Origin of the sequence: Celerinatantimonas yamalensis, from assembly GCF_046054155.1 — a bacterium.
Classification (GTDB): domain Bacteria; phylum Pseudomonadota; class Gammaproteobacteria; order Enterobacterales; family Celerinatantimonadaceae; genus Celerinatantimonas; species Celerinatantimonas yamalensis.
Genome location: NZ_JBEQCT010000010.1, coordinates 1 through 24,718, shown reverse-complemented (window position 1 = coordinate 24,718; position 24,718 = coordinate 1). Strand labels below are relative to the sequence as shown.

Here is a 24,718-nt window from a genome sequence, read left to right as displayed (position 1 = left end):
CATGTGGACACATGGGCACGCGTCTCAATTAGTTGGCTTTAGGCGCGGCTTTAGGCGCGGTTTTATCAGCTTGCTTAGCTTTTTCAGCTTGCTTTTGAGGATGTTTCACTTTGAGAAGTTCCACATCAAAAATCAATGTTGAATCGGCAGGGATCTGACCATTTGCTTGACTGCCGTACGCGAGTTTAGCTGGGATATAGAATGCATATTTGGCCCCTTCGTGCATCAACTGAACACCTTCAGTCCAACCTGGGATCACTTGATCTAACTTGAATGTAACGGGTTTACCACGTTTGTAGGAACTATCAAACTCTGTCCCATTAACCAACGTCCCTTTATAATTAACTGTGACAATATCATCAGCACTAGGGCGAGGACCGCTACCTTTTTTCAAGACTTTGTATTCCAAACCAGATTTAGTGGTTTTAACACCTGCTTTTTTGGCATTATCGACTAAAAATTTCTCGCCATCTGCTTTGTTTTTCGCTGCCGCTTTCTCAGCTTTTGCTTCAGACAGTTTGATCAACTGTTTTTTTAAGCCTTGCAGTGTTGACTGCATCTGTTTGTCAGATAACTGGATCTTGTCGGTTAAACCATCTTGCATCCCTGCAATGACATAACTACGTTCTAATTTCAGGCCCAATTTCTCTTGTTGTTTGAGAACCTGATCCACATAACGAGACATTGAAGCGCCCAGCACATAGGCTTGTTTTTGCGCTTCTGTTTTTAATTGTACTTTCTCTGCCGCATTCACTTGGCTAACAAAAGTACACATGGACGCAGCTAACAGTGATACTGCAAAATATTTCTTCATGGTTCGGCCTCCAGACCTTTTTACTTCTTTGAAAAAGCGATTTAAGCTAGGTTTGATCGTATATTGAACATTAACTCGAATAACTATCGCTCTATCGATGAGCGAACTATACTAGCGTCTATCGCTTCATGTAGGAAGGCATGGCTATTTTTTTCATACAAAAGTTCGTCTTAACAATCCGCTTATGGGGCCTTCTACTTATAGTTGGGTTAGTGTGTAGCTGCACGCCTAAAAGTGATTCAGTCATGATCGTTGAGCAGGCGCCACAAGGGGCTTATACCGCTGCATTAAGTGCTGATGGAAGCTTGAGTCTGATGTCAACATTCGCGCAGCAGGTCACACTTTGGCAATTACAGCCCACCCCAAAAATTCGCTTTCGTTGGCAGCAGCAATCACAAAATAACATTTTTGTGGCAAAATTTGCTCCAGAGCATCAATTCGCGATCACCGCTTCTCGCCACGATTTTGCCGTTTGGTCAACGCAAACGGGCCATTCGTTAGGATTTTACGCTATCAAGCAGTCCGTGATTCGTGATATCGCACTGTCGGCTTCTGGGACAACTGTATTAGCTGGACTTGAAAATGGTCATGTACTGGCAATCAATCTACGAACAGGGCGTCGTTTAGAGTTTTTAGGCCACAAAGAAGCCATAAATGCAGTTTGTCTGTCGGCGAATGGTCGCTACGCTTTAACGGCTGGCAATGGGGGCAAAGTTTTATTATGGGATACTCAAACAGCACAGATTATCATCCAACTGCAACTAAACAGTCGTGTCACCCAAATTGCCCTTTCCTCCGACGGCCATTATTTATTTGCCGCAGATAGCCATCATACAGCGCAGATCTACGCAATTCCTTCTGGACAAAAGATCAGTCGACTCAACATCCATACACGCCAACAGATCTTTAGCAGTGCTCGTTTTGTCGACCAAGGGAAATGGTTAGTAACGGGTTCACCCAATCGTCGTATTCAATTATGGGATACGCATACTGGCCAACTACTACAAAATTGGCAAGTTGGTCTGAATCATGCCCATCGCCCAGCGAGTGCAGTTGTATATGACGCCACAATCGATAACAATGGTCAACTTATCAGCGCCAGCTCCACCGGGTTGGTCGAATATTGGCACATCAATCAGCATTAAGACACTATGACATCCTATTTAGAAGCTCGCATTGAACAACTGGAAAACCAACTCACTTTCCAAGACGATAGCATCGCCCAATTGAACGATGCCGTCACTAACCAACAATGGCAGATTGAAAAATTGACGCAGCAAATCAAACTGCTCGGTGATAAATTGCAGCAAGTTCAGCCTAGTCAAATCGCATCCCAAGCTGAAGAAACTCCACCGCCTCATTACTAACAGGAAATAAGTGTATGGATTATCAGTTGCGACCGGCAACATCTGATGATCTCCCCGAGATTATCAGTATTTACAACAGCACCATTGCATCTCGGCAGGTGACCGCGGATATAACACCGATTACGCTTGCCGATAGACACGGTTGGTTGGAATCGCACCAGCAGCAGGGACATCCCGTTTATGCGATTTTCAAAGCAGAGACGTTAATCGGTTGGTTTAGTTTCAGCCCCTTTTATGGGCGCCCGGCCTACCGCCACACCTGTGAAATAAGCATCTATCTAGCGCCGCAAGCTCGCGGCCAAGGACTGGGAAAATGGATATTGCCGCGCACTGAACAGATTGCTCGGCAACAAGGGATTAAGGTGTTATTAGGATTTATCTTTAGCCATAATATACCTAGCATCAAATTGTTTGAGCACAACGAGTACCAGCGATGGGGCGAGCTTCCCCAAATTGCAGAACTTGATGAGCAGCGCTATAGCTTATCCATTTTAGGTAAGCATCTTGATGCCGTTTAACAGCTTATTCAGGTTTTAAAGTCGCGATCCGCTCGCCAAAACCCGATGAATCAACATCTTCGGGTTGTAGTGCGTGATAGCCGCAACTAACGCACACCACTTGGTCGCGCTCTTGCGGTGTCGTTCTAATGGCGAGCGAGTCTTGCTCGTGACATTTGGGACAGACTGCCCCAGCGATAAATCGTTGTTTCATTTAGCCCTTCTTAATGATAGTTCTTTTCGACAGCCCGGCGGCTTTTACGTTATGATCCCTTATTATTGCACAGCGAACCCTTAATATGATCACAGCCCAGAATATTAGTTTACAGCGAGGCATTAAAGTCTTACTCGAGCACACTTCCATGGTCATTCACCCTGGTCAAGCAGTGGGCTTAGTTGGCCAAAATGGCTGCGGCAAATCATCGCTTTTCGGCTTGCTTAAAGGCGAGTTAAGCGTTGATGCAGGCAATCTTGATATTCCCGCCAACTGGCAAATAGCAAGTGTCTCTCAGCATACCCCAGCGCTTGATTGCTCCGCTTTGGATTATGTCATCGATGGCGATCAAGAATACCGCCAGATCATGAATGATTTAGTCATCGCAGAAACCAACCAAGATGGCATCGCTATCGCGTCATTACATGGCCAACTGGATGCGATTGGTGGGTATCAAATTCAGGCCCGCGCCGCCACTTTACTCGCAGGGCTAGGCTTTAGCGATGAGAGTCAACAACAAAGTGTTGCAAGCTTTTCAGGGGGCTGGCGCATGCGTTTGAACCTCGCACAAGCACTGCTTTGTCGCAGCGATTTATTGCTACTTGACGAACCAACCAATCACCTCGATATCAATACTGTAGTTTGGCTTGAACAGTGGCTTAGTCGCTATAGCGGCACGCTCGTTATCATCTCTCATGACCGTGATTTTCTCGACCAAACCACGCAGAAGATCATCCATATCGAACATGCTCAATTCAATGAATATACCGGTAACTACTCAAGTTTTGAGACGCAGCGGGCCACCAGACTAGAGCAGCAACAAGCCCTACATGAAAAACAGATGCGCCAACGCGAACACTTGCAAAGTTATGTTGATCGCTTTCGCTATAAAGCAACCAAGGCCAAGCAAGCTCAGAGTCGGATTAAAGCGCTGGAGAAAATGCAATTGGTCGGGCCAGCGCACGCCGATTCACAATTTAGTTTTGAATTCCAAGCCCCTGATGCCCTGCCTATGCCGCTGCTCAATATGGATGAAATCAGTGCAGGCTATGATGGTGTCACCATTTTAGAAAATATTCAGTTCAATCTAGTCCCTGGTAGCCGAATTGGCTTGTTAGGACGCAATGGCGCGGGTAAATCAACATTTATTAAGCTGTTAAGCGGTGATCTGATTGCGCAATCTGGCCAGCTTGAAGTCAATGGTGGTGCAAAAATAGGCTACTTTGCCCAGCATCAACTTGAAACATTGCGTCCACAAGAGAGTCCTTTAGCCCACTTAAAACGCCTTGATCCGAACGCCACTGAGGCGAAACTTCGCAGTTACTTAGGCAGTTTTGGTTTTGCTGGAGATAAAGCTTTGGATCTGGTTGCTCCGTTCAGTGGTGGCGAGAAAGCCCGCTTAGTGCTAGCGATGATCGTCTGGCAGCGTCCCAACCTACTCCTGCTCGATGAGCCAACCAACCACCTCGACTTAGAGATGCGCCACGCATTAATGCTCGCACTGCAAAGCTTTGAAGGAGCCATGGTCATTGTCTCTCATGACCGAGCACTACTCAGAGCTAGCTGTGATGAATTTTATCTCGTTGATGAAGGGCAAGTGCGCGCTTTCGAAGGTGATTTAGAGCAGTATCAGCGTTGGGTCAGTGAGCAGGCAAGGCCTGCTGCGACCAGTAACAAATCAAACGAAACGAAAACATCGTCACGGCAAAATCAAAAACGTCAACAGGCAGAGCTGCGCAAGCAAACTCAGCCACTGCGTCAAAAAATAGCACAACTGGAAAAACAAACCGACAAGCTCACCGCAAAACTGCGTGACATTGAAACTCAAATGAGCGATCCGATCATATATGATGTGGCTCACAAAAGTGAGTTAGCGCAATTATTGCAAAGCCAAACGACATTGCGCCAACAACTCGATGAAAATGAGAGTGACTGGTTAGATTGCCAAGAACAGCTCGATGAGATAATCCAAGCACAAGAGTGACTCATATATTCATTGGATTTAACTGGATTTATGTAAATTTTTGTAAATATACCCCAGATGGATGAGTTATTTTTTAAAAAAAAGCCTCTATGATGAAGAGGCTTGTTATTATATTTTTGCTTGTATTTGCTTTAACAGCGCCCGGCTTTTTGCCGGGTTCTTTTTTAAGACTCAAAAAAAGGCCGCCTATCGGCAACCTATTCGCTTTACAACAACAAGATTAAAGGCTGTAGTTCGCCAATTGTGACGCGGCATTATCTAACTGTGTTTTCGCCATCTCATCGCCCATTGCTAGACCTTCTGCATAGACAACTTCAATATCACTAATACCTAAGAAGCCAAGCAATGTTTTCAGATAAGGGACCTCAAAGTCACTTCCACCATCTTTATGTAAACCACCACGAGTGGATACAATCAATGCTTTGGTATTGGTGATTAAACCTACGGGTCCTGTTTCTGTATAGCTAAAGGTTTCACCGGCGCGAGCAACAAAATCAAACCATGTTTTCAGTTGGGTTGGGATCGCAAAATTATACATAGGCGCACCAACAACTAATAGATCCGCTTCTTTAACTTCTTTAATCAAAGTATCAGAGAGTATTTTCGCTTCCTGCTGACGAGCACTTAACTCACCGGCGGGGCGCAGCATTCCAACTAGTTCACCATCAAGTACTGGAACTGGGTTAGCAGCAAGATCGCGCACAGTCACATCAGCATCTTGCGTTGCAAGGAATTGATCAATCAGTTTTGATGATTGGGAGTAGTCGCCCAGCACGCTGGATTTTAATGCTAAAATCTTTGCCATGAATAAACCTCCATAATGTAAGTAAAAACAGATTATCACGCTAAATCGTTCGAATATATTTGAATATATTGACCATTATGGTCGAATTAATAGAACTATTATATATTCGGAGCTAACCAGCGCTGCGCCTGTTCAATGGTCATTCCTGCTCGATTCGCATAATCTTCTAATTGATCGTATTGAATTTGGGCAACCGCAAAATAACGTGCCTGAGGATGGCTAAAATACCATCCAGAGACAGCGGCGCCAGGCCACATTGCATAATTTTCTGTCAACTTCATACCGATGCGCTTTTCGACATCCAACAATTGCCAAATAATTGCCTTTTCGGTGTGTTCAGGACACGCCGGATAACCAGGCGCGGGACGGATACCTTGATAACGCTCGCGAATAAGTTCATCTGCGCTGAGATCTTCATCGGGACTATATCCCCAAAAATCACGCCGCACCCGTTCATGCAAATATTCGGCAAACGCTTCAGCTAAGCGATCGGCTACCGCTTTAACCATGATCGCATTGTAATCGTCGCCAGCTTGTTTGTAGTTCTCAGACAATTCATCTTCACCAAAGCCACCACTGACGGCAAAAGCACCAATATAGTCGTCACGGCCACTATCCTTAGGCGCAATAAAATCTGCCAACGAATAGTTCGCACCTTTCGGCTTTTCTGTCTGTTGGCGTAGCTGATGACTCACCGCCAGTCGCTTAGTTCGTGTTTCATCGGCGTAGATTTCAATATCATCAACCACTGTATTAGCCGCAAATAACCCAATGATAGCGCGCACTTGTAACTGCCCAGATTGGCTCAGCATATCGAGCATGGCTTTCGCATCCGCGAACAAAATTTGTGCTTGCTCACCAACGACTTGATCATTGAGAATTCGTGGATATTTACCCGCTAATGACCACGTCATAAAAAATGGCGTCCAATCGATATAATCACGTAATGTTTCAATACTAACGTCATCGATCACCTGAACACCGAGCTGTTTCGGTTTAGGTGGCTGATAGGTGCGCCAATCGGTCACCAAACCATTGCCCCGAGCTGCAGCTAAGGTTACCGCAGCTGAGCGTGGCCGTTTACGCGCATGTTGCGCTCGGGCCACTTCATATTCTTGGTTGAGTTTTTCGACAAAGGCTGGTTTATGCATTTTAGATAACAGTGTCTGACAAACACCAACTGCGCGCGAAGCATTAGCAACGTAGACCACTGGGTGCGAATAGTTTTGCTCAATTTTGACAGCCGTATGCGCTTTTGAGGTCGTAGCCCCACCAATCAATAACGGTAAATCAAAACCTTGACGTTCCATCTCTTTAGCAACATGGACCATCTCATCAAGTGATGGGGTAATCAGGCCAGAAAGGCCAATCATGTCGGCTTGCTCATCCCGAGCCACTTGCAGGATCTTCTCACAAGACACCATTACCCCTAAATCGATCACTTCAAAGTTATTGCACTGCAATACGACACCGACAATATTTTTGCCAATGTCGTGCACGTCACCTTTAACAGTGGCCATCACAATCTTGCCATTAGATTGCTGTTCACCACTTTTTTCGGCTTCAATATAAGGATTCAAATAGGCGACGGCTCGCTTCATCACCCGCGCTGATTTAACCACTTGTGGCAAAAACATTTGTCCAGCCCCAAAGAGATCGCCGACCACATTCATACCATCCATCAATGGCCCTTCAATCACATGTAATGGTCGTTCAACGGATTGACGCGCCTCTTCCGTGTCCTCTTCAATAAATTCAGTAATACCTTTGACTAATGCATGTTCCAAACGTTTATTAACTGGCCATGAACGCCACTCGAGTAACTTCGGATCCGCTTCTTTAATTTGCCCATCACCGCGGTATTGTTCTGCGATAGCTAATAGTTCATCGGTCGCTAGCGGATGAGTATTGAGGATCACCGCCTCGACCTTATCGCGCAGCTGCGTTGGAATATCTGCGTAGATAGCGAGTTGCCCCGCATTGACAATGCCCATATCCATGCCATTGGCAATTGCATGATATAAAAACACAGCGTGGATGGCCTCTCGCAGTGGATTATTTCCTCGAAATGAAAATGACACATTGGATACCCCACCAGAGATCAATGCATGGGGCAAAGTTTGCTTGATACTCTTAACCGCTTCGATAAAATCAACGGCATAGTTATTGTGTTCTTCAATACCAGTGGCAACGGCAAAAATGTTAGGATCAAAAATAATATCTTCGGGCGCAAACCCAACTTCATCCACTAATATATGGTAGGTACGGGTGCAAATAGCGACTTTTCGCGCTCGTGTATCCGCCTGTCCTTGTTCATCAAATGCCATCACAATGACAGCCGCTCCATAGCGACGTAATAGCTTCGCTTGGGCAATAAATTTATCTTTACCCTCTTTGAGTGAGATGGAGTTAACAATCGGCTTACCCTGCACGCATTTAATTCCTGCTTCTAAAATCTCCCATTTGGAAGAGTCAATCATCAGCGGAACTTTCGCAATATCAGGTTCAGAAGCGATAAGATTGAGAAATTTCACCATCGCATGAACTGAGTCAAGCATTCCCTCATCCATATTAATATCGATGATTTGCGCCCCATTTTCGACCTGCAATGCGGCAATCTCTAAGGCTTTATCATATTCCTCGGCCACAATGAGACGCTTAAACAGCGCCGAACCAGTCACATTATTACGCTCACCGACATTCACAAATAATGACTGCGCATCGATATTAAGAGGTTCGAGCCCTGATAATCTGCAAGCGACAGGTAATTGTGGAATCACCCGAGGAGGCACGCCGGCAATGACCTTGGCCATTGCTTCAATATGCAAAGGGGTGGTTCCGCAACATCCTCCCACTAGATTTAACAATCCCGCTCTTGCCCACTCACCAATATGGCCGGCCATCTCTTCAGGCCCTAGATCATATTCGCCAAAGGCATTAGGTAAACCTGCGTTGGGATGGGCAGATACGTAAGTTTCACTAATGCGCGATAACTCTTCGACATATTGGCGCAGCTCTTTGGGCCCCAGCGCACAGTTGAGCCCCATTGATAATGGCTTAGCGTGGCGCAATGAGTTATAAAACGCTTCCGTGGTTTGCCCCGAGAGAGTGCGTCCAGACGCATCGGTGATCGTACCGGATATCATCAGTGGCAAACGGATTGCCTGCTCATCAAAGATACTTTCAACAGCGAATACCGCCGCTTTAGCATTGAGCGTATCGAAGATGGTCTCAATCATAATCAAATCAACACCGCCGTCGATCAGTGCTTGAACGGATTCTCGGTATGCGGTCACTAACTCATCAAAGTAGATATTGCGAAACCCAGGATCATTCACATCAGGTGAAATCGACGAGGTCCGATTTGTTGGCCCTAAGACACCGGCCACAAAGCGCGGTCTTTCGGGAGTTTGAGCGCTCATTTCATCAGCCACCGAACGGGCTAATCGAGCAGCCTGAAAATTAATTTCTGCCGAGAGAGATTGCATCTGATAATCAGCCATTGCAATCGAGGTCGTATTGAACGTATTGGTTTCAATGATATCAGCGCCTGCTTGCAGATACTGACGATGAATATCTGCGATGATTTCAGGTTGAGTGAGTACCAATAGGTCATTATTGCCTTTTAAATCGCAGGGCCAATCAATGAATCGTTCGCCACGATAATCGCTTTCATCGAGCTTAAAACCTTGAATCATGGTGCCCATACCACCATCAATTAACAAGATCCGTTGACTCAGTTGTGCGGTTAATAGTGTCATCATATTACTCACTGCCACTCCTTAGTTTTCATTGTTCTGTTAATCATGATCGCTCAGTTGCATTGAGTTCAAATCATAAGGGGTAATCTGATAAACACAGTAGTTGATCCAATTACTATAAAGAAGGCTGCCATGACTGCGCCAAGTCGACAACGGTGTCTGAGCGGGATCATCACTTGGAAAATAGTTGTCCGGCAATAAAGGGGATACACCCGCTTCAACGTCACGCTGATATTCATTGGCTAACGTGCAGGCATCATACTCTGGATGACCGGTGACAAACACTTGACGGAGATCTCGGCTCGCTGCAAGGTAGAGCTCATCATTTTTTAGTGTTGCTAAGATATCTAGATCAGTGTAGTGCTTTATTGCATGAAGTGGGAATCCAGCATTTCGTGATAGCGGAGCTAAAAAGGTATCATCAAAGCCACGCAATAATTTGTTATGACCACCAACGGTTTGGTGAGAAAAAACCCCTGATAGCTTTTTATCCAAAGTAAATTGAGGCATGTCATAGAGAACATTTAATGCCGCTTGAGCCGCCCAACACAAAAATAGCGTCGATGTGACATGAGTAGTTGACCAGTGAACTATTTCGCTCATTTGCTGCCAATAATAAACATCCTCAAAAGCGGTTAGCCCAAGCGGCGCGCCAGTAATAATCAAGCCATCGAAATTCCCGTTTCGTAGCCTATCAAAATCGCGATAAAACCGATCAATATGTTTTTGGGGCGTGTTTTTGGATGGCCGTTGGTCAATACGCAGCAGATGAACATCAACTTGCAACGGTGTGTTGGAAAGTAATCGCAGTATTTGATTTTCCGTCTCGATCTTTTTGGGCATCAAATTGAGTAAAATCACCTTAAGTGGTCGAATATCTTGCGCCGATGCCCGAGATTGTGGCATAACAAATATATTTTCTTGACGTAGCACTTCAGCTGCAGGTAACGCATCGGGGATCCGAATCGGCATAAATAGTTCTCCACAAATATCAATCTAGACATCTAGAAGCCCATTTTAAAGTGTTCCGAGGTGAAGTCTAGCCTTAATCATCCAAAGCTATCGGTCGGGGGGCATTCAGCAAGGCAACAATGAATAGGCTAAGCCTACAAAATAGGCGGCTGACTCAAGTATGGTATGGGCGATGGGCGATATTAGATTAGCCGTGGCTCGTTTACGGCTGGGTATTATGTAAAACAGTCGCTAAATTAGCTTGAATATGCAACTTATTAGTCATCAGAGTGACTGGCTATCATCTACAGTTTAGGTTCGGATGATGTATTGTAGTTAGTTCTAAGCAAAGGATATTCGACGAGCAAAGCAACATAACAGATCGTCAGATATACCAATTTCACCAGCCGGCTGCGTTTGGCAGACTCTCCCCATAATTTGCCACTAGCAATTCCAACTCCAGTCATCAGTGACATCAAACCAAACAGTCCACCTACAGACAAGAGCGATAGAAACACAAAGTGCTCAAGCATGACGATTGCCCACTAGGCTGAACAGTTCAGATTGCGCGTTGCACTTGGGGCATCGGTAAAATCCCTTTCCTTTGTTTGGCCATTTCATCTCAATGATCGTCATTGGCTCGCAGCAGCGAGTGCAGACCGATGACACTGATGTAACGGATCTCTCTTCACGACCACCAGCAGCTGGTTCAGAGGCTTGCTGACGTAGCAAATTAATCATTCCGCCCAACTTAGCATCGCTGTATGAACGGCCATTCCGGATACGGAACAAGGGAACATTTGCCGCTTGGAGCGCAGTTGTTTTTTCATAGTCGCGTTTGAAAGCACTGTGCCGCAATCATTCCCAATGTAGGGGTGCCCTCTCCTTTTTATTGGGCACCCATGAACCTGATTCGATTATTTTTGGGTTGGTTTGATGAATGGGTAGGCTTTGCCCTGCCAGTAGATTGTGGGTACTTTAATCGTCAAATCGGTATATGTGATATATGAAAAAACTACCCGAGGGTAAGATGGCATATAAAGAAAGAAATTGCCTGGTAGGTTCCTGGTAATATCTTTAAAAACAGTACTGGGGTTTATCGTCACCTCTTTACCTTTAACTTTAACATTCACGTTAACGACGCTAAGGAATGGTGTAGTAATGACAAATTCGCCGACATAAATTTCGCCTCCAGAAAACCCGTAACAATATGCTGTCTGCGTTGTTTTTTGAGCAATATTGACACTACAACTTCGGACTATTTTAGTTGATAAGTCCTTCGGAAAAGTTAGCCCTACGGGCTCATCCTTTCCGTCTATAGTTAGATTATAGCCTAAGAGATCATCATCATCCCTGCTTACTTGATGCAGGTGACCATATTTGCCAAAGACCTTTTTAGCTGCCGTGATTATGCGGGTACGAATGAAATTTTGCGCTGTAATTTCATCTTTGAAATCTGCTTTCGGCACATACACAATCCATCTTGGACGCCCAGCTGTATGCCCACTCAACGACATGTCAGTAATTTCGCCACCAGCCACATCAATGGCCCCAGTCAGATTGCCCGTTAAAATTTCAGCAATCCCCAAAAAAGTTGACACCGAATGCCCTCGATGCAAGCTCGCATGGCTCTTTTTCACTTCCTCTGGCGTAAAGTCCCGCAGTGGTGAGTGGTCGTCTAATAAATTGGTTTGGCTGGCGATGTTATAGGCAAAACTATGATGATTATCGAACGGCACCGGCTTAATCGGCTTGGGCTGGGAGGCACAACCGGCCAACAACATCAATGATGCAATCACGAACAGATATTTCATTTTTTTCCTTTTTATTTTTTCGCTATCAATAGCATAACAGTGGTTTTTAATTTCCTAAGTTACTTCTGTTTCGGTGTCTGGGTCTGGCTCCAGGCATCCTGATAAGCATCCGATCGGATCTGGTCGGCGTTCACGCCACTAGACCGGTCGATGGTGGTTTCCAGTACATTTGGACGAGGTGTCGTGGTCGAATAGTTCAAAATCGACCCAGACCCAGTCAGCGAGTCAATAGTCACATTCTTCGACTCAGCGAAGTTCCCAGTCTTAATCAAAATCCCAATCCATTCAGAGAGATCCACTTTATCCCAGTCCACTTTATTTAATTGAGAAATCGCCAGTCCAGTGCAGTTCGGATGTTTAGGCGTTCCCCAACTCAGTCCCATTTGAGGCTGCTTATAAATCTGCTCCATCATGATCTGGCTGAGCGGACTATTAAACTCGCAATACGACCGTTTGGTTTCCAGACAAACTCCGAGCACCTTACTGGTACAGTACGTCCCGATATAATGCGTCGAGAGCAACTCTCGCTTCATCGGTAAACTTAGCTCGTCCGGGGTACATTTATAGATGACATTTACCAACAAATTAAACACCACATAGGCCAGATAAGCATAATACACGTACATCAGAGCCTGACCCATTGGGCCATTTGTGGGGACCAAACAACTTTAGTTTGTTCTTGTTTAAAGAAGAAGCTTGCGATTTTATTCCTAAATTGCTTTTGCAGGAAGCTGTACTGCATGATTTTCTGTTTCATCTGAGCCATAACACCCTGACGAGCCGCGTTAGTTGTTGCTGTGGCAGAGGCCCTGAGGCCTTGTACAGCGACGAAAAAACTCAGTGTCTCGCTTACCCGATACTCAGCTCACCTTAGCAGCACTTGGTGATGCAAGGACGAATAAGTCACCAAAGACCAGAGATTTACTTGTTCACTCTGATCAAGGTTGTCATTTTAGCTCCCATGCTTATAGAAATAGGTTGGCAGCTTTAAAGATAACTCAGAGCATAAGTCGTAGAGGGAATTATTGGGTCAATTCCGTGAAGGGACGTTTTTTAGGTCGTTTACATCAAAGCGCTTAAATGGATTATCTTTCATTGATCACAGTTCGGTGGTGACAGCAGTTGAAGGTTATATTCGCTTCTATAACTACAAACAACGGTGACATAGCGGATTGGAAGACCTTACACCGTATGCAATGTATACGCAGATGCAAAAAGTGGCTTAGAAACTCTCCAATAATACTGGACCATTACACAACTGAACCGAAGTGAAGGGAGGTACAGTGTGACTCGCACCATTTGTCATGGCGAACATGGCGAAATCAGAAAGCGTTATAGAGAAGGACCAGAGGTTCAACTGGAATCATTGGAGCTGGGAAACAAGTGCTACTGTCTTATGAGATACACTGTATATGCAGCAAGCCCTTGGACATTTAATACTGATAGCCAGCCTACTGAAACTAATGAAGAAGATATATCCAGATTATCACCACTGAGATGCATGGCCATATTAATATGTTAGGGCTACTCATTCACCTTATCTGAAAACGTGATGAAGGCACTTGAATCAACAGGTTAATGAATATATAGATGCTTAGGTTTTCGCCCCATTGGACCTCAAATCCCAACAACCACTCAATCCCAATTATATTAAACTACTTTTGCAAAAATTAGGTTTCTGCGATGACTAGGTAACACGTATCATCGCTATAATAACAGCGGATTACGCTACCCATTGGTGAAATTGATAGATAACAAGTATTGCACAACTACCGGTCACATAGAGCGGCTAATGACACAAAGTGCGTAACAGTCAGCGAGTGCCATCGTTGAGCATCGTGAGCCATCTGAATTACATTCTTTACGCACCGCTAAATTAGTTGATGATAAGCTATAAATTCTAGGCATAAAAAAGCCGGGCAAAGGCCCGGCTTACAATATGTATCGATACTACTCGGCAGATTCTTCAGCAGATTCTGCACGATCAACCAGCTCGATATAAGCCATAGGAGCGTTATCACCAGCTCGGAATCCACATTTCAGGATACGGGTATAACCACCCGTACGTTCCTGGAAACGAGGCCCTAAGACTGAGAACAGTTTACCAACTACTTCTTTGTCACGTGTACGTGCAAAAGCCAGACGGCGGTTAGCAACACTGTCATTTTTAGCCAATGTAATCAGAGGCTCAACAACACGGCGTAACTCTTTCGCTTTAGGCAGTGTTGTTTTGATAACTTCATGGCGAACCAATGAACTGGCCATATTGCGGAACATAGCCTGACGATGGCTGCTGTTCCGGTTCAATTGACGACCACTCTTACGATGGCGCATGACCTTATCCTTCTAAATAATACTATGGACCAGTGACTGGTTATTTCTCAGCAATACTAGCAGGCGGCCAGTTCTCTAGGCGCATACCTAAAGACAACCCACGGCTTGCCAATACATCTTTAATCTCAGTAAGAGATTTTTTACCAAGGTTAGGCGTTTTCAAAAGCTCAACCTCAGTGCGCTGTACCAAATCACCAATATAATGAATTGCTTCTGCTTTTAAACAGTTAGCTGAACGAACAGTTAATTCCAGATCATCGACAGGACGTAGCAGGATCGGATCAAATTCCGGCTTCTCTTCTTTCTCTTCTGGTTCACTGACATCACGCAAGTCAACAAATGCATCCAGCTGCTCAGCCAAAATAGTCGCTGAACGACGAATCGCTTCTTCTGGATCCAAGGTACCGTTAGTTTCCATATCGATCACTAACTTGTCCAAGTCTGTACGTTGTTCTACGCGAGCAGCTTCAACGTTATAGGCAATTCGAACGACAGGGCTGTAGGCGGCGTCGACGAGTAAACGACCAATTGGACGTTCTTCATCTTCAGAATGAACACGAGTTGATGCAGGAATATAACCACGACCACGTTCAATTTTAATCCGCATACTTATTTCAGCATCGCTACTTAAATGGCAGATTACATGTTCTGGGTTAGCGATTTCGACATCGCCATCGTGGGTTATATCACCCGCCACGACCGGGCCTGCACCAGACTTGGTAAGAGTAAGCATTGCTTCATCTTTACCTTCGAGCTTCACAGCAATACCTTTCAGATTCAATAAGATCTCTAAAATATCTTCTTGAACCCCTTCCTTACTGCTGTACTCATGCAATACACCGTCAATCTCTACCTCAGTGACAGCGCAACCAGGCATAGATGAAAGCAGAATACGACGTAGCGCATTACCAAGCGTATGACCGAAACCTCGTTCAAGAGGTTCCAGAGTCACTTTAGCATGAGTAGGGCTAAGTTGCTCAATGTCAACTAGCCGCGGCTTTAGAAATTCTGTTACAGAACCCTGCATTGTGTCCTCTCTTAGAAATTAGCTTTACTTAGAGTAAAGCTCGACGATCAGCTGTTCGTTAATATCTGCAGACAGATCTGTGCGCTCAGGAAGGCGTTTAAATACACTTTCCATTTTTTTCGCATCAGTTTCTACCCAACTCGGTTTTTCACGCTGTCCTGCAATTTCCAGTGCAGCAATAACACGAGACTGTTTTTTAGCTTTTTCACGAACACTGATAACATCTTCCGGTGAAACCTGGAAAGAAGGTACATTAACAACTTTACCATTAACCAGAATCGCTTTGTGGCTAACCAGCTGACGTGCTTCAGCACGAGTAGAACCGAAACCCATCCGATAAACAACGTTATCTAAACGACTTTCGAGCAATCCCAGCAGATTTTCACCAGTATTACCTTTCAAACGTGCCGCTTCTTTATAGTAGTTACTGAACTGTTTTTCCAGAACACCATAGATACGACGAACTTTTTGCTTCTCACGAAGCTGCAAACCATAGTCAGAAAGACGTGGTTTACGGGCACCATGTTGGCCTGGTGCTGTATCAAGCTTACACTTAGTATCAACCGCGCGGACACCGCTCTTTAGGAATAGATCGGTACCTTCACGACGGCTAAGTTTGAGCTTAGGCCCCAAATATCTTGCCATTATTATATCTCCTGTCTATCCCAAGAATTACACGCGGCGTTTCTTAGGTGGACGACAACCGTTATGTGGAATAGGAGTCACATCAGTGATGTTAGTAACACGGAAACCTGCCGCATTTAACGCACGGATTGATGACTCACGACCTGGACCTGGACCATTAACGAAAACTTCTACGTTTTTTAGGCCGTAGTCTTTAGCAGCCTCAGCTGCGCGCTCTGCTGCAACTTGCGCTGCGAACGGAGTAGACTTACGTGAACCACGGAAACCAGATCCACCGGCAGTTGCCCAAGACAGAGCATTACCTTGGCGATCAGTGATGGTAATAATTGTGTTGTTGAACGAGGCATGAATATGAGCCATACCATCAGCAACTTGTTTTTTTACGCGTTTACGAGCGCGAGTCGGAGTTTTAGCCATTTGTCCTCACCTTATTTTTTAATAGGTTTGCGAGGCCCTTTACGGGTACGCGCATTAGTTTTAGTGCGCTGACCGCGGACGGGCAAACTACGACGATGACGGAGACCGCGGTTACAACCGAGATCCATCAGGCGCTTAATACTCATTGAAACTTCGCGGCGTAAATCACCTTCAACGGTAAATTTACTTACCTGCTCACGAAGCAATTCAATCTGGGATTCATCTAGTTCTCTGATCTTAACATCTTCAGCGATACCAGCTGCGGCACAAATTTGTTGTGCGCGAGTTTTGCCGATACCAAAGATTGCAGTTAACGCGATAACTGCATGTTTTTGATCAGGAATGTTAATGCCGGCTATACGGGCCATTAGGCACACTCCTATAATTTTTTCGTAAAACGAAGGCCATCTGCGAAAAGCCCGTAAGGATACTCAACAGATGACCAATTTGCAATCTAAATGTCTTGAAATCTACTTATTAGCCTTGGCGCTGTTTGTGCTTAGGCTCGCTGCAAATTACCCGAATAACGCCATTGCGTTTGATAATTTTGCAGTTACGGCAGATTTTCTTAACGGAAGCACGAACTTTCATTGCTATCTCCGCAAAAGTTTGACTAATTGAAATGCGACGGCTTATCGACCATAACCTTTCAAATTAGCTTTTTTCAGGACAGAATCATACTGATGACTCATCAGATGGGTCTGAACCTGTGCCATAAAGTCCATGATTACAACGACAATAATGAGCAGTGATGTACCACCGAAGTAGAACTGTACATTAAGAGCCTGTGTCATAAACTGTGGAACTAAACAAATAAACGTGATGTACAAGGCACCAGCTAGTGTCAAGCGAGTCATCACCTTATCGATGTAGCGCGAGGTTTGTTCACCAGGTCGTATCCCTGGAATAAACGCCCCACTCTTTTTCAAATTATCCGCTGTTTCCCGTGGGTTAAACACCAACGCGGTATAGAAGAAACTGAAAAAGATAATCGCGGCCGCGTATAGTATCACATAAAGTGGCTGACCGGGCTGCAATGTTAACGAAATATCAGACAAAAAGCCAAGGCCTTTATGCTGACCGAACCATTGCGCCAGAGTTCCTGGGAACAAAATGACACTTGATGCAAAAATTGCTGGAATCACCCCTGACATATTAACTTTCAATGGCAGATGGGTGCTCTGCGCAGCATATACTCGGCGTCCTTGTTGACGTTTTGCATAGTTAACGACAATGCGTCGTTGACCACGCTCCATAAACACCACAAAGAATGTGACCGCAAATACTATTACAGCAATAAGTAGCAGCAAAAGGACGTTGATCTCTCCCTGACGGGCTTGTTCAATAGTGCGGCCAATCGCAGGTGGAAGACCTGCAACGATACCCGCAAAAATCAAAATAGAGATCCCGTTACCAATACCCCGTTCAGTAATTTGCTCACCTAGCCACATCAAAAACATGGTGCCAGTTAACAAACTCACAATCGCTGTGACATAGAACGCCATACTCGGATCCGCAACCAACCCCGGAACCATCCGTGGCAAGCCTGTGGCGATACCAAATGACTGGAACAAGCCCAGTATTAACGTACCGTAACGAGTATATTGGGTAATTTTGCGCCGCCCTGCTTCACCTTCTTTTTTAAGTTCAGCGAGAGGCGGATGGACGACAGTAAGCAATTGAACAATGATCGATGCCGAAATATACGGCATGATACCCAATGCAAATATAGACGCCCGAGCTAAGGCACCACCGGAGAACATATTAAACATCTCGATGATAGTGCCTTTTTGCTGCTGAAATAACTCAGCCAGTACATTAGCGTCGATCCCAGGAATCGGAATAAATGAGCCTGCTCGGAACACAATCATTGCGCCCAAAACAAACAATAAACGTCGTTTCAGCTCACTCAGCCCGCCTTGTCCACCGTTCGATGGTAATCCTGGTTTCTTAGCCATTTTACGTACTATCCTTCGATTTTACCGCCAGCTGCTTCAATTGCAGCACGTGCGCCTTTGGTTACACCTACACCCTGGATAGTTACCGCTTTAGCTACATCGCCAGACAATACGATTTTTGCAGTCTTAGCATTAGAGGCGATAACACCAGCTTGTTTCAGAGTATCCAAACTTACCACGCCTTCCGCTACTTTAGCCAGCTCTGACGTGCGAACTTCAGCTGAAGTCAGTGACTTACGTGAAGTAAAACCGAATTTCGGTAAGCGCTGTTTCAACGGCATTTGACCGCCTTCGAAACCAGCGGACACACCGCCACCAGAGCGAGCTTTTTGCCCTTTGTGACCGCGTCCGGCGGTTTTACCCAAGCCAGAACCGATACCACGACCTACACGTTTGGCTGATGGTTTAGAACCAGCTGCTGGTGAAAGAGTATTTAAACGCATCTTATTCACCCTCTACCTTAACCATGTAGTAAACCTTATTAACCATACCACGAATAGAAGGAGTATCTTCCAATTCAACGGTATGACCAATGCGACGCAGACCTAAACCAGTCAGTGTAGCCCGATGTTTAGGCAAACGACCGATAGAGCTCTTAGTTTGTGTTACTTTAATTTTCGCCATGCCCAATTACCCCAGAATTTCTTCTACGCTCAGGCCACGCTTCGCAGCGACATCTTCAGGAGCATGCATATGCTCAAGAGCGTCGATAGTTGCGCGGACGATGTTGATCGGGTTAGTTGAGCCGTATGCTTTAGACAATACGTTCTGTACGCCTGCAACTTCCAACACTGCACGCATCGCACCACCGGCAATAATACCAGTACCTTCAGATGCTTGCTGCATATACACCCGAGAGCCTGAATGGCGCCCTTTAATCGGATGTTGCAACGTTGTGCCGTTCAGCTTAACTGTACGTAGGTTGCGACGAGCTTTTTCCATTGCTTTTTGAATAGCAGCAGGAACTTCTTTTGCTTTGCCGTAACCAAACCCTACTCGGCCGTTACCATCACCCACTACAGTTAATGCAGTGAAGCTAAAGATACGACCACCTTTAACTACCTTAGAAACGCGGTTTACTGCGATCAGCTTCTCGTTCAGATCACCGGTTTGTGCTTCAAATTTTGCCATGATTCACCCCTTAGAACTGAAGGCCAGCTTCACGAGCAGCATCAGCTAAAGCAGCGACGCGACCGTGATACTGGAAGCCAGAGCGATCGAAAGAAACCTGAGTAATGCCTTTTTCAACAGCACGTTCAGCAATCGCTTTACCAACTGCTTTAGCTGCATCAACATTACCAGTACTTTTCACCAGCTCACGAACCGCTTTATCAACAGTTGAGGCTGTTGCAATAACTGTAGCGTTCGGTGCAATTACCTGCGCATAGATATGGCGCGGAGTACGGTGAATCACCAGGCGAGTTGCACCCAACTCTTGCATAGCTTTGCGTGCGCGAGTAGCGCGACGCAGACGTGCACTTTTCTTATCCATAGTGTTACCTTACTTCTTCTTAGCCTCTTTGCGGCGGACCTGCTCGTCAGCATAACGAATCCCTTTACCTTTATAAGGTTCTGGACGACGATACGCACGAATGTCAGCCGCGACTTGACCTACAACCTGTTTATCAGCACCTTTGATCAGCAACTCAGTCTGCGAAGAAGCTTCTGCGCTGATCCCTTCAGGTAATTCATAAACAACGGGATGAGAGAAACCCAAAGTCAGGTTCAATTTATTACCTTGAACTTGAACACGGTAACCAACACCGATTAGCTGTAGACGTTTTTCGAAGCCTGCAGTAACACCGATAACCATGTTGTTAGCTAGTGCACGAGCTGTACCTGCTTGTGCAGTAGCTCCACCTTCAACAACTGAGAACTTCAGTTCATTCTCTTCTTTAGCGATTACAACGGCGTTATTTAAAGTGCGAGAAACCTCGCCTTTAGCACCCTTGATTGTCAGCTCCTGACCATTAATAGCTACTTCTACACCAGCTGGAATGGCTACGGGAGCTTTAGCGACACGAGACATAAATACCTCCGATTAAGCTACGTAGCAGACGATTTCGCCGCCCATGCCCGCTTTACGCGCTGCACGGTCAGTCATGACGCCTTGTGATGTAGAAACAACAGCGATCCCCAGTCCACCCATAACTTTAGGCAGTTCAACTGCACCTTTATAGATGCGCAAACCTGGACGGCTAACACGTTGAATCGTTTCAATAACTTTCTTGCCCTCAAAATATTTGAGGGTTACTTCTAGTTCCGCTTTAACGTCGCCAGAAACAGCATAGTCAGCGATGTAACCTTCGTCTTTCAAAACCTGGGCAATCGCCACTTTCAGTTTAGAAGAAGGCATCTTGACAGATACTTTATTGGCCGCTTGACCGTTACGGATGCGGGTCAGCATATCCGCAATAGGATCTTGCATGCTCATAATTGCTTACTCCGTGAATGATTGGCTTACCAGCTGGCTTTTTTCAGACCAGGAACTTCACCACGCATTGCTGCTTCACGCAGCTTAATACGGCTCAAGCCGAATTTGCGCAGATAACCATGTGGACGACCTGTAACATTACAGCGATTACGCTGACGGCTACGAGATGAGTCCCGTGGAAGATCCTGAAGTTTCATGACTGCATCCCAACGTTCATCATCAGATGAATGAACACTTGAGATCACTTGTTTGAGCGCTAAACGCTTTTCAGCATGTTGAGCGACCAGCTTGGCACGTTTATCTTCACGTGCTTTCATTGATTGTTTTGCCATAACCCTAGCCCTTATTTACGGAATGGGAAGTTAAAGGCAGCCAGCAGAGCACGGCCTTCTTCATCGGATTTCGCAGTGGTTGTGATAGTCACATCCAAACCACGAATTTTATCGACTTTATCATAGTCAATTTCCGGGAAGATGATTTGCTCACGCACACCCATACTGTAGTTACCACGGCCGTCAAATGATTTAGTACTGACACCACGGAAGTCACGAATACGAGGCATTGCGATCAAAATCAAGCGCTCAAAGAACTCCCACATCCGTTCACCACGGAGGGTTACTTTACAACCAATCGGGTAGCCTTCACGGATTTTGAAGCCCGCAACGGATTTACGAGCTTTGGTGACAAGCGGTTTTTGACCAGAAATAGCAGCTAGATCCGCAACAGCGTTTTCTAACAGTTTCTTGTCATTTAATGCTTCACCCACACCCATATTAAGGGTGATTTTCTCGATCCGAGGGACTTGCATGATGGATTTGTAGCCGTACTCCTTGTGAAGTGCAGGCACTACAGACTCCTTATACAAATCATGCAGTTTCGCCATCGTTTTACTCCAATTACTTAACTAGTTCACCAGAAGATTTGAAGAAACGAACTTTCTTACCGTCTTCAAATCGGAAACCTACGCGATCTGCTTTGCCTGAATCAGCATTAAAGATCGCCACGTTAGATACATTGATAGCCGCTTCCTGTTCAACGATACCACCGGCCACACCCAATTGAGGGTTTGGTTTTTGGTGTTTCTTAACCAGGTTGATGCCTTCAACAAAAATTTTACCGGCAGTATTCAGGACTTTAGTGACTTTGCCACGTTTTCCTTTATCTTTACCGGTTAATACTACTACTTCATCATCACGACGAATTTTATTTGCCATCTCTTGTTACTCCTTATAGTACTTCAGGCGCCAGAGACACGATTTTCATGAACTTATCATTACGCAGTTCACGTGTCACAGGGCCAAAGATACGAGTACCAATCGGCTGGTCATTGTTATTCAAAACAACCGCAGCGTTGCGATCGAACCGAATCAATGAACCGTCTTGACGACGAACGCCTTTACGGGTCCGCACTACCACTGCTTTGACAACATCGCCTTTTTTAACTTTACCGCGAGGAATCGCTTCCTTCACAGCAACTTTAATGATGTCGCCAACATTCGCATAGCGGCGGTGCGAGCCACCCAGGACCTTAATACACTGTACGCTACGTGCACCGGAATTATCGGCCACGTCAAGCATAGATTGCATCTGGATCATTTCAGTGCTCCGCTATTTTTACAAGAGGCTAAGCCTCTGTAACATTACAATTGACCTATAAAAGGTCTATGGCTGCCTAATTAAAGGGCGCGAAATTATACCACCCTTAACAAGCAATTGGTACCCCTATACAAAAAATATACAACAAGTCACCTAAGCTAATTGCTAGCTTAAGCAAATATCATCATAGGGGATTAATTCTAAGAAACGGCGACTATACACACAATTGAAGCCAAGTGCGAGTTTTTTATGAGCGACTCAGTAGAAAGGATATGCCACTACCAATGTCAATGCCAATTCTTTGCGATTTAGTGAAACTGAACGCGCCATGACGCCCTCCTTCTAGGCAAGGAGGGTACCTGATTAGGGACTATCTTCTTATTGACTTACTCAGCATTTGACGCTTATGTGGCGCGATTTATGAGGTAGTTTTAAATAAAATTAGCACCGCTTAAAATATGACGTCCCTTTTGAAATTTCACAACCATAGTCGCTTATTGTTCAGATATGAAACGTGAAAACACCAACGAAAACTTGAAGGCTATAATAATGGAACTCACAATAGCGAAGCTCATAGCTGAAGTGCGATTTAACTCGAAGCTATCACTATACTAAAATTTAAGATTACATCAGCGTTCTGCCACCATAGTGGGGATATATCTTATCTATGGCGATAACGATTTGAGAGGTAAAAGGATCATTCAAAGCTAATTCACGCAGATAAAGCTGCTGCAGCGATGAGCTCGTTTAACAAAATAACTTAGCAAGTTATCGAAGGATAGATACTGGCACGGCGATCAAAGCCATGGTCATATTCTCACATATTAACCCATCAACATGCATTAATACGAACAACGCTAATGGGTTAACACTGGGATACACAGTGCACACCAGCAAAACAAGTCATATATGTTGGCCTGCACTATCGAATCAAACTTGATGTTGAGGGCTCTTTTACCCAAAGAGTTCAACTAGGATAATTCAGTTTAAAATATGCCTGAAATTGAGTTCACTAAACCAGTATCCAAGGCAGGTAATGCCTCATTAAAATCTAGATTGACCTTGTTAGCAACACTCACGATCCGAGTTTGATAGCGCTTCCAATGTGTTTGCTGAGAGCTGCTAATTACTTTCGAACCACTCGACCCTTGATGCAACGTTGCTTTATCGTTTTCAGTGACTTCTATGTCACCCGAAGTACGTACAGATATTTGTAAATCAGTGATCATAGTAAAATAGACATCTGAAACCATCGCGTCAGCTGCCATGCCGATCAACCCACCGATGAGCCCGGTCCCAATACGACCATTTCCTCCACCAAATGCCGATGCGCCAACAGCGGCACCAACGAGTCCGGACCCATAACCACTGACGAGAGCGGATTGAGAGCTCGATGCATCTGATTTACCCACTTTAAGGATATTAGCTTGGATCATATAGTGAGCTTGATCTGGATCATCGGTCACTCGATAGCCTTTGCTTTGAATAGCTTCTTTGATTCTTTCCTTAATCTTTATATCTTGTTTATCGGATGTATTACGAATCTGTAAAAACACAACCCGTTTAGCCGCTTTAACTGGATCGAGAAATACGGTATCGGACATTTTCGTTTGAACATCTAGATTACGTTTCTTGATAGCGGTGTAGGTCGCAGAACAACCTGTTAGCATTACACACACAGCAGTGAACAATGCCACTGTTAATTTAGGCATAAACTTCTTCATTGAGGATTCCTTTCTAAAAGCCCTTGAAGCATAAGGGAATAAAACGGGCATAACTTACTTATATCTAACAAAAAAATCAAGAGGCAATTGATATTTTAATTAGGAATGGAGTAGTTACTTAGAAAGTTAGTAATTTCAATTTCATATGTATGTGTGATATGCGGATATGCTCAATGTATCTATCATCGCAATAGATACAAGTGCCGCACCGTCACCACACTAGATAGTCATAGCAAAATCAAACAGGAAGGATGACCATGTCATGATGGTCAAATAGATCATACACTCATCAGCCCTAAATCGCAGGCAAAAAAAAACCCAGCAAAGAAGCTGGGTTCTAAATAAGAAGCCTGGCCGTGACCTACTTTCACATGGG

General features: G+C 45.0%; 29 protein-coding genes and 2 pseudogenes. 6 read left to right on the top strand and 25 right to left on the bottom strand.

Annotation, left to right across the window (positions count from 1 at the left end):
- Positions 1 to 28 precede the first annotated feature (28 nt).
- Entirely contained in the window at positions 29 to 814 is a 786-nt protein-coding gene (fkpA, locus tag ABUE30_RS16730) for an FKBP-type peptidyl-prolyl cis-trans isomerase (RefSeq protein WP_408624979.1), read from the bottom strand.
- A gap of 245 nt (positions 815 to 1,059) precedes the next feature.
- On the opposite strand from fkpA, the gene ABUE30_RS16725 reads away from it, so the two are divergent.
- From ABUE30_RS16725 to ABUE30_RS16715, 3 genes are read left to right on the top strand one after another with little or no spacing between them, the layout of a single operon-like run.
- Entirely contained in the window at positions 1,060 to 1,959 is a 900-nt protein-coding gene (locus tag ABUE30_RS16725) for a WD40 repeat domain-containing protein (RefSeq protein WP_408624978.1), read from the top strand.
- Positions 1,960 to 1,965: 6 nt separating this feature from the next.
- On the top strand, positions 1,966 to 2,181 hold the full coding sequence (locus ABUE30_RS16720; protein WP_408624977.1) for a SlyX family protein: 216 nt from the start codon (positions 1,966 to 1,968) through the stop codon (positions 2,179 to 2,181).
- A 14-nt stretch (positions 2,182 to 2,195) separates the two neighbouring features.
- Positions 2,196 to 2,699, top strand: a complete 504-nt coding sequence (locus tag ABUE30_RS16715; protein WP_408624976.1) for a GNAT family N-acetyltransferase — start codon at positions 2,196 to 2,198, stop codon at positions 2,697 to 2,699.
- 4 nt (positions 2,700 to 2,703) lie between these two features.
- On the opposite strand, the gene ABUE30_RS16710 is transcribed toward ABUE30_RS16715, so the two are convergent.
- Positions 2,704 to 2,892 carry a YheV family putative zinc ribbon protein gene (locus tag ABUE30_RS16710; RefSeq protein ID WP_408624975.1) on the bottom strand — a complete coding sequence of 63 codons (189 nt, stop codon included), beginning with the start codon at positions 2,890 to 2,892 and terminating at the stop codon, positions 2,704 to 2,706.
- An 85-nt stretch (positions 2,893 to 2,977) separates the two neighbouring features.
- Between ABUE30_RS16710 and ABUE30_RS16705 the strand changes: the two genes are divergently transcribed.
- Positions 2,978 to 4,876: an ABC transporter ATP-binding protein gene (locus ABUE30_RS16705; protein ID WP_408624974.1), complete on the top strand. Its 1,899-nt coding sequence runs from the start codon at positions 2,978 to 2,980 to the stop codon at positions 4,874 to 4,876.
- A 220-nt stretch (positions 4,877 to 5,096) separates the two neighbouring features.
- Here ABUE30_RS16705 and ABUE30_RS16700 read toward each other — a convergent pair whose 3' ends face one another.
- The 5 genes from ABUE30_RS16700 to traN form a co-directional block, all read right to left on the bottom strand.
- On the bottom strand, positions 5,097 to 5,681 hold the full coding sequence (locus tag ABUE30_RS16700) for an FMN-dependent NADH-azoreductase (protein ID WP_408624973.1): 585 nt from the start codon (positions 5,679 to 5,681) through the stop codon (positions 5,097 to 5,099).
- Positions 5,682 to 5,779: 98 nt separating this feature from the next.
- A complete protein-coding gene (gene metH / locus ABUE30_RS16695; RefSeq protein WP_408625051.1) occupies positions 5,780 to 9,445 on the bottom strand; it encodes a methionine synthase in 3,666 nt (1,221 codons plus the stop codon).
- A 36-nt stretch (positions 9,446 to 9,481) separates the two neighbouring features.
- Positions 9,482 to 10,414 (bottom strand): homoserine O-acetyltransferase MetA, encoded by a 933-nt coding sequence (gene metA, locus ABUE30_RS16690; protein ID WP_408624972.1) that lies wholly within the window; start codon positions 10,412 to 10,414, stop codon positions 9,482 to 9,484.
- An 896-nt stretch (positions 10,415 to 11,310) separates the two neighbouring features.
- A complete protein-coding gene (locus ABUE30_RS16685) occupies positions 11,311 to 12,207 on the bottom strand; it encodes a hypothetical protein (RefSeq protein ID WP_408624971.1) in 897 nt (298 codons plus the stop codon).
- Between the two features lie 59 nt (positions 12,208 to 12,266).
- Positions 12,267 to 12,833 (bottom strand): conjugal transfer protein TraN, encoded by a 567-nt coding sequence (traN, locus tag ABUE30_RS16680; protein WP_408624970.1) that lies wholly within the window; start codon positions 12,831 to 12,833, stop codon positions 12,267 to 12,269.
- Between the two features lie 211 nt (positions 12,834 to 13,044).
- Here traN and ABUE30_RS16675 point away from each other — a divergent pair.
- Positions 13,045 to 13,433: pseudogene (locus tag ABUE30_RS16675) on the top strand (IS3-like element ISVa4 family transposase); the annotation flags it as partial.
- Between the two features lie 23 nt (positions 13,434 to 13,456).
- Positions 13,457 to 13,657, top strand: a pseudogene (locus ABUE30_RS16670) (Tn3 family transposase); the annotation flags it as partial.
- Positions 13,658 to 14,157: 500 nt separating this feature from the next.
- On the opposite strand, the gene rplQ reads toward ABUE30_RS16670, so the two are convergent.
- The 18 genes from rplQ to ABUE30_RS16580 all read right to left on the bottom strand — a co-directional run bounded on the left by rplQ (position 14,158) and on the right by ABUE30_RS16580 (position 24,342).
- Positions 14,158 to 14,541, bottom strand: a complete 384-nt coding sequence (gene rplQ / locus ABUE30_RS16665; protein ID WP_408624969.1) for a 50S ribosomal protein L17 — start codon at positions 14,539 to 14,541, stop codon at positions 14,158 to 14,160.
- 40 nt (positions 14,542 to 14,581) lie between these two features.
- Positions 14,582 to 15,568 carry a DNA-directed RNA polymerase subunit alpha gene (locus tag ABUE30_RS16660; RefSeq protein ID WP_408624968.1) on the bottom strand — a complete coding sequence of 329 codons (987 nt, stop codon included), beginning with the start codon at positions 15,566 to 15,568 and terminating at the stop codon, positions 14,582 to 14,584.
- Positions 15,569 to 15,592: 24 nt separating this feature from the next.
- Positions 15,593 to 16,213 carry a 30S ribosomal protein S4 gene (gene rpsD / locus ABUE30_RS16655; protein WP_408624967.1) on the bottom strand — a complete coding sequence of 207 codons (621 nt, stop codon included), beginning with the start codon at positions 16,211 to 16,213 and terminating at the stop codon, positions 15,593 to 15,595.
- Between the two features lie 27 nt (positions 16,214 to 16,240).
- Entirely contained in the window at positions 16,241 to 16,630 is a 390-nt protein-coding gene (gene rpsK / locus ABUE30_RS16650; protein WP_131911149.1) for a 30S ribosomal protein S11, read from the bottom strand.
- Positions 16,631 to 16,641: 11 nt separating this feature from the next.
- Positions 16,642 to 16,998, bottom strand: a complete 357-nt coding sequence (gene rpsM, locus ABUE30_RS16645; protein ID WP_408624966.1) for a 30S ribosomal protein S13 — start codon at positions 16,996 to 16,998, stop codon at positions 16,642 to 16,644.
- 109 nt (positions 16,999 to 17,107) lie between these two features.
- Entirely contained in the window at positions 17,108 to 17,221 is a 114-nt protein-coding gene (rpmJ, locus tag ABUE30_RS16640) for a 50S ribosomal protein L36 (RefSeq protein WP_408621096.1), read from the bottom strand.
- Positions 17,222 to 17,262: 41 nt separating this feature from the next.
- On the bottom strand, positions 17,263 to 18,588 hold the full coding sequence (gene secY, locus ABUE30_RS16635; protein ID WP_408624965.1) for a preprotein translocase subunit SecY: 1,326 nt from the start codon (positions 18,586 to 18,588) through the stop codon (positions 17,263 to 17,265).
- Between the two features lie 8 nt (positions 18,589 to 18,596).
- Positions 18,597 to 19,031 carry a 50S ribosomal protein L15 gene (gene rplO, locus ABUE30_RS16630; protein ID WP_408624964.1) on the bottom strand — a complete coding sequence of 145 codons (435 nt, stop codon included), beginning with the start codon at positions 19,029 to 19,031 and terminating at the stop codon, positions 18,597 to 18,599.
- Between the two features lies 1 nt (position 19,032).
- Positions 19,033 to 19,212 (bottom strand): 50S ribosomal protein L30, encoded by a 180-nt coding sequence (gene rpmD, locus ABUE30_RS16625; RefSeq protein ID WP_408624963.1) that lies wholly within the window; start codon positions 19,210 to 19,212, stop codon positions 19,033 to 19,035.
- Between the two features lie 6 nt (positions 19,213 to 19,218).
- Complete coding sequence (gene rpsE, locus ABUE30_RS16620) at positions 19,219 to 19,719, bottom strand: 30S ribosomal protein S5 (RefSeq protein ID WP_408624962.1); 501 nt, start codon at positions 19,717 to 19,719, stop codon at positions 19,219 to 19,221.
- Positions 19,720 to 19,729: 10 nt separating this feature from the next.
- Positions 19,730 to 20,080 (bottom strand): 50S ribosomal protein L18, encoded by a 351-nt coding sequence (gene rplR / locus ABUE30_RS16615; protein WP_408624961.1) that lies wholly within the window; start codon positions 20,078 to 20,080, stop codon positions 19,730 to 19,732.
- A gap of 9 nt (positions 20,081 to 20,089) precedes the next feature.
- Entirely contained in the window at positions 20,090 to 20,617 is a 528-nt protein-coding gene (rplF, locus tag ABUE30_RS16610; protein WP_408624960.1) for a 50S ribosomal protein L6, read from the bottom strand.
- 12 nt (positions 20,618 to 20,629) lie between these two features.
- Positions 20,630 to 21,022, bottom strand: coding sequence for a 30S ribosomal protein S8 (gene rpsH, locus ABUE30_RS16605; protein ID WP_408624959.1), 393 nt, complete (start codon positions 21,020 to 21,022; stop codon positions 20,630 to 20,632).
- A 26-nt stretch (positions 21,023 to 21,048) separates the two neighbouring features.
- Positions 21,049 to 21,354 carry a 30S ribosomal protein S14 gene (gene rpsN / locus ABUE30_RS16600; protein WP_408624958.1) on the bottom strand — a complete coding sequence of 102 codons (306 nt, stop codon included), beginning with the start codon at positions 21,352 to 21,354 and terminating at the stop codon, positions 21,049 to 21,051.
- Between the two features lie 11 nt (positions 21,355 to 21,365).
- Entirely contained in the window at positions 21,366 to 21,905 is a 540-nt protein-coding gene (gene rplE, locus ABUE30_RS16595) for a 50S ribosomal protein L5 (RefSeq protein WP_408624957.1), read from the bottom strand.
- A gap of 13 nt (positions 21,906 to 21,918) precedes the next feature.
- A complete protein-coding gene (gene rplX / locus ABUE30_RS16590; protein ID WP_408624956.1) occupies positions 21,919 to 22,236 on the bottom strand; it encodes a 50S ribosomal protein L24 in 318 nt (105 codons plus the stop codon).
- A gap of 13 nt (positions 22,237 to 22,249) precedes the next feature.
- Positions 22,250 to 22,618: a 50S ribosomal protein L14 gene (gene rplN, locus ABUE30_RS16585; RefSeq protein WP_408624955.1), complete on the bottom strand. Its 369-nt coding sequence runs from the start codon at positions 22,616 to 22,618 to the stop codon at positions 22,250 to 22,252.
- 986 nt (positions 22,619 to 23,604) lie between these two features.
- Complete coding sequence (locus tag ABUE30_RS16580) at positions 23,605 to 24,342, bottom strand: complement resistance protein TraT (RefSeq protein ID WP_408624954.1); 738 nt, start codon at positions 24,340 to 24,342, stop codon at positions 23,605 to 23,607.
- Between the last annotated feature and the right edge of the window lie 376 nt (positions 24,343 to 24,718).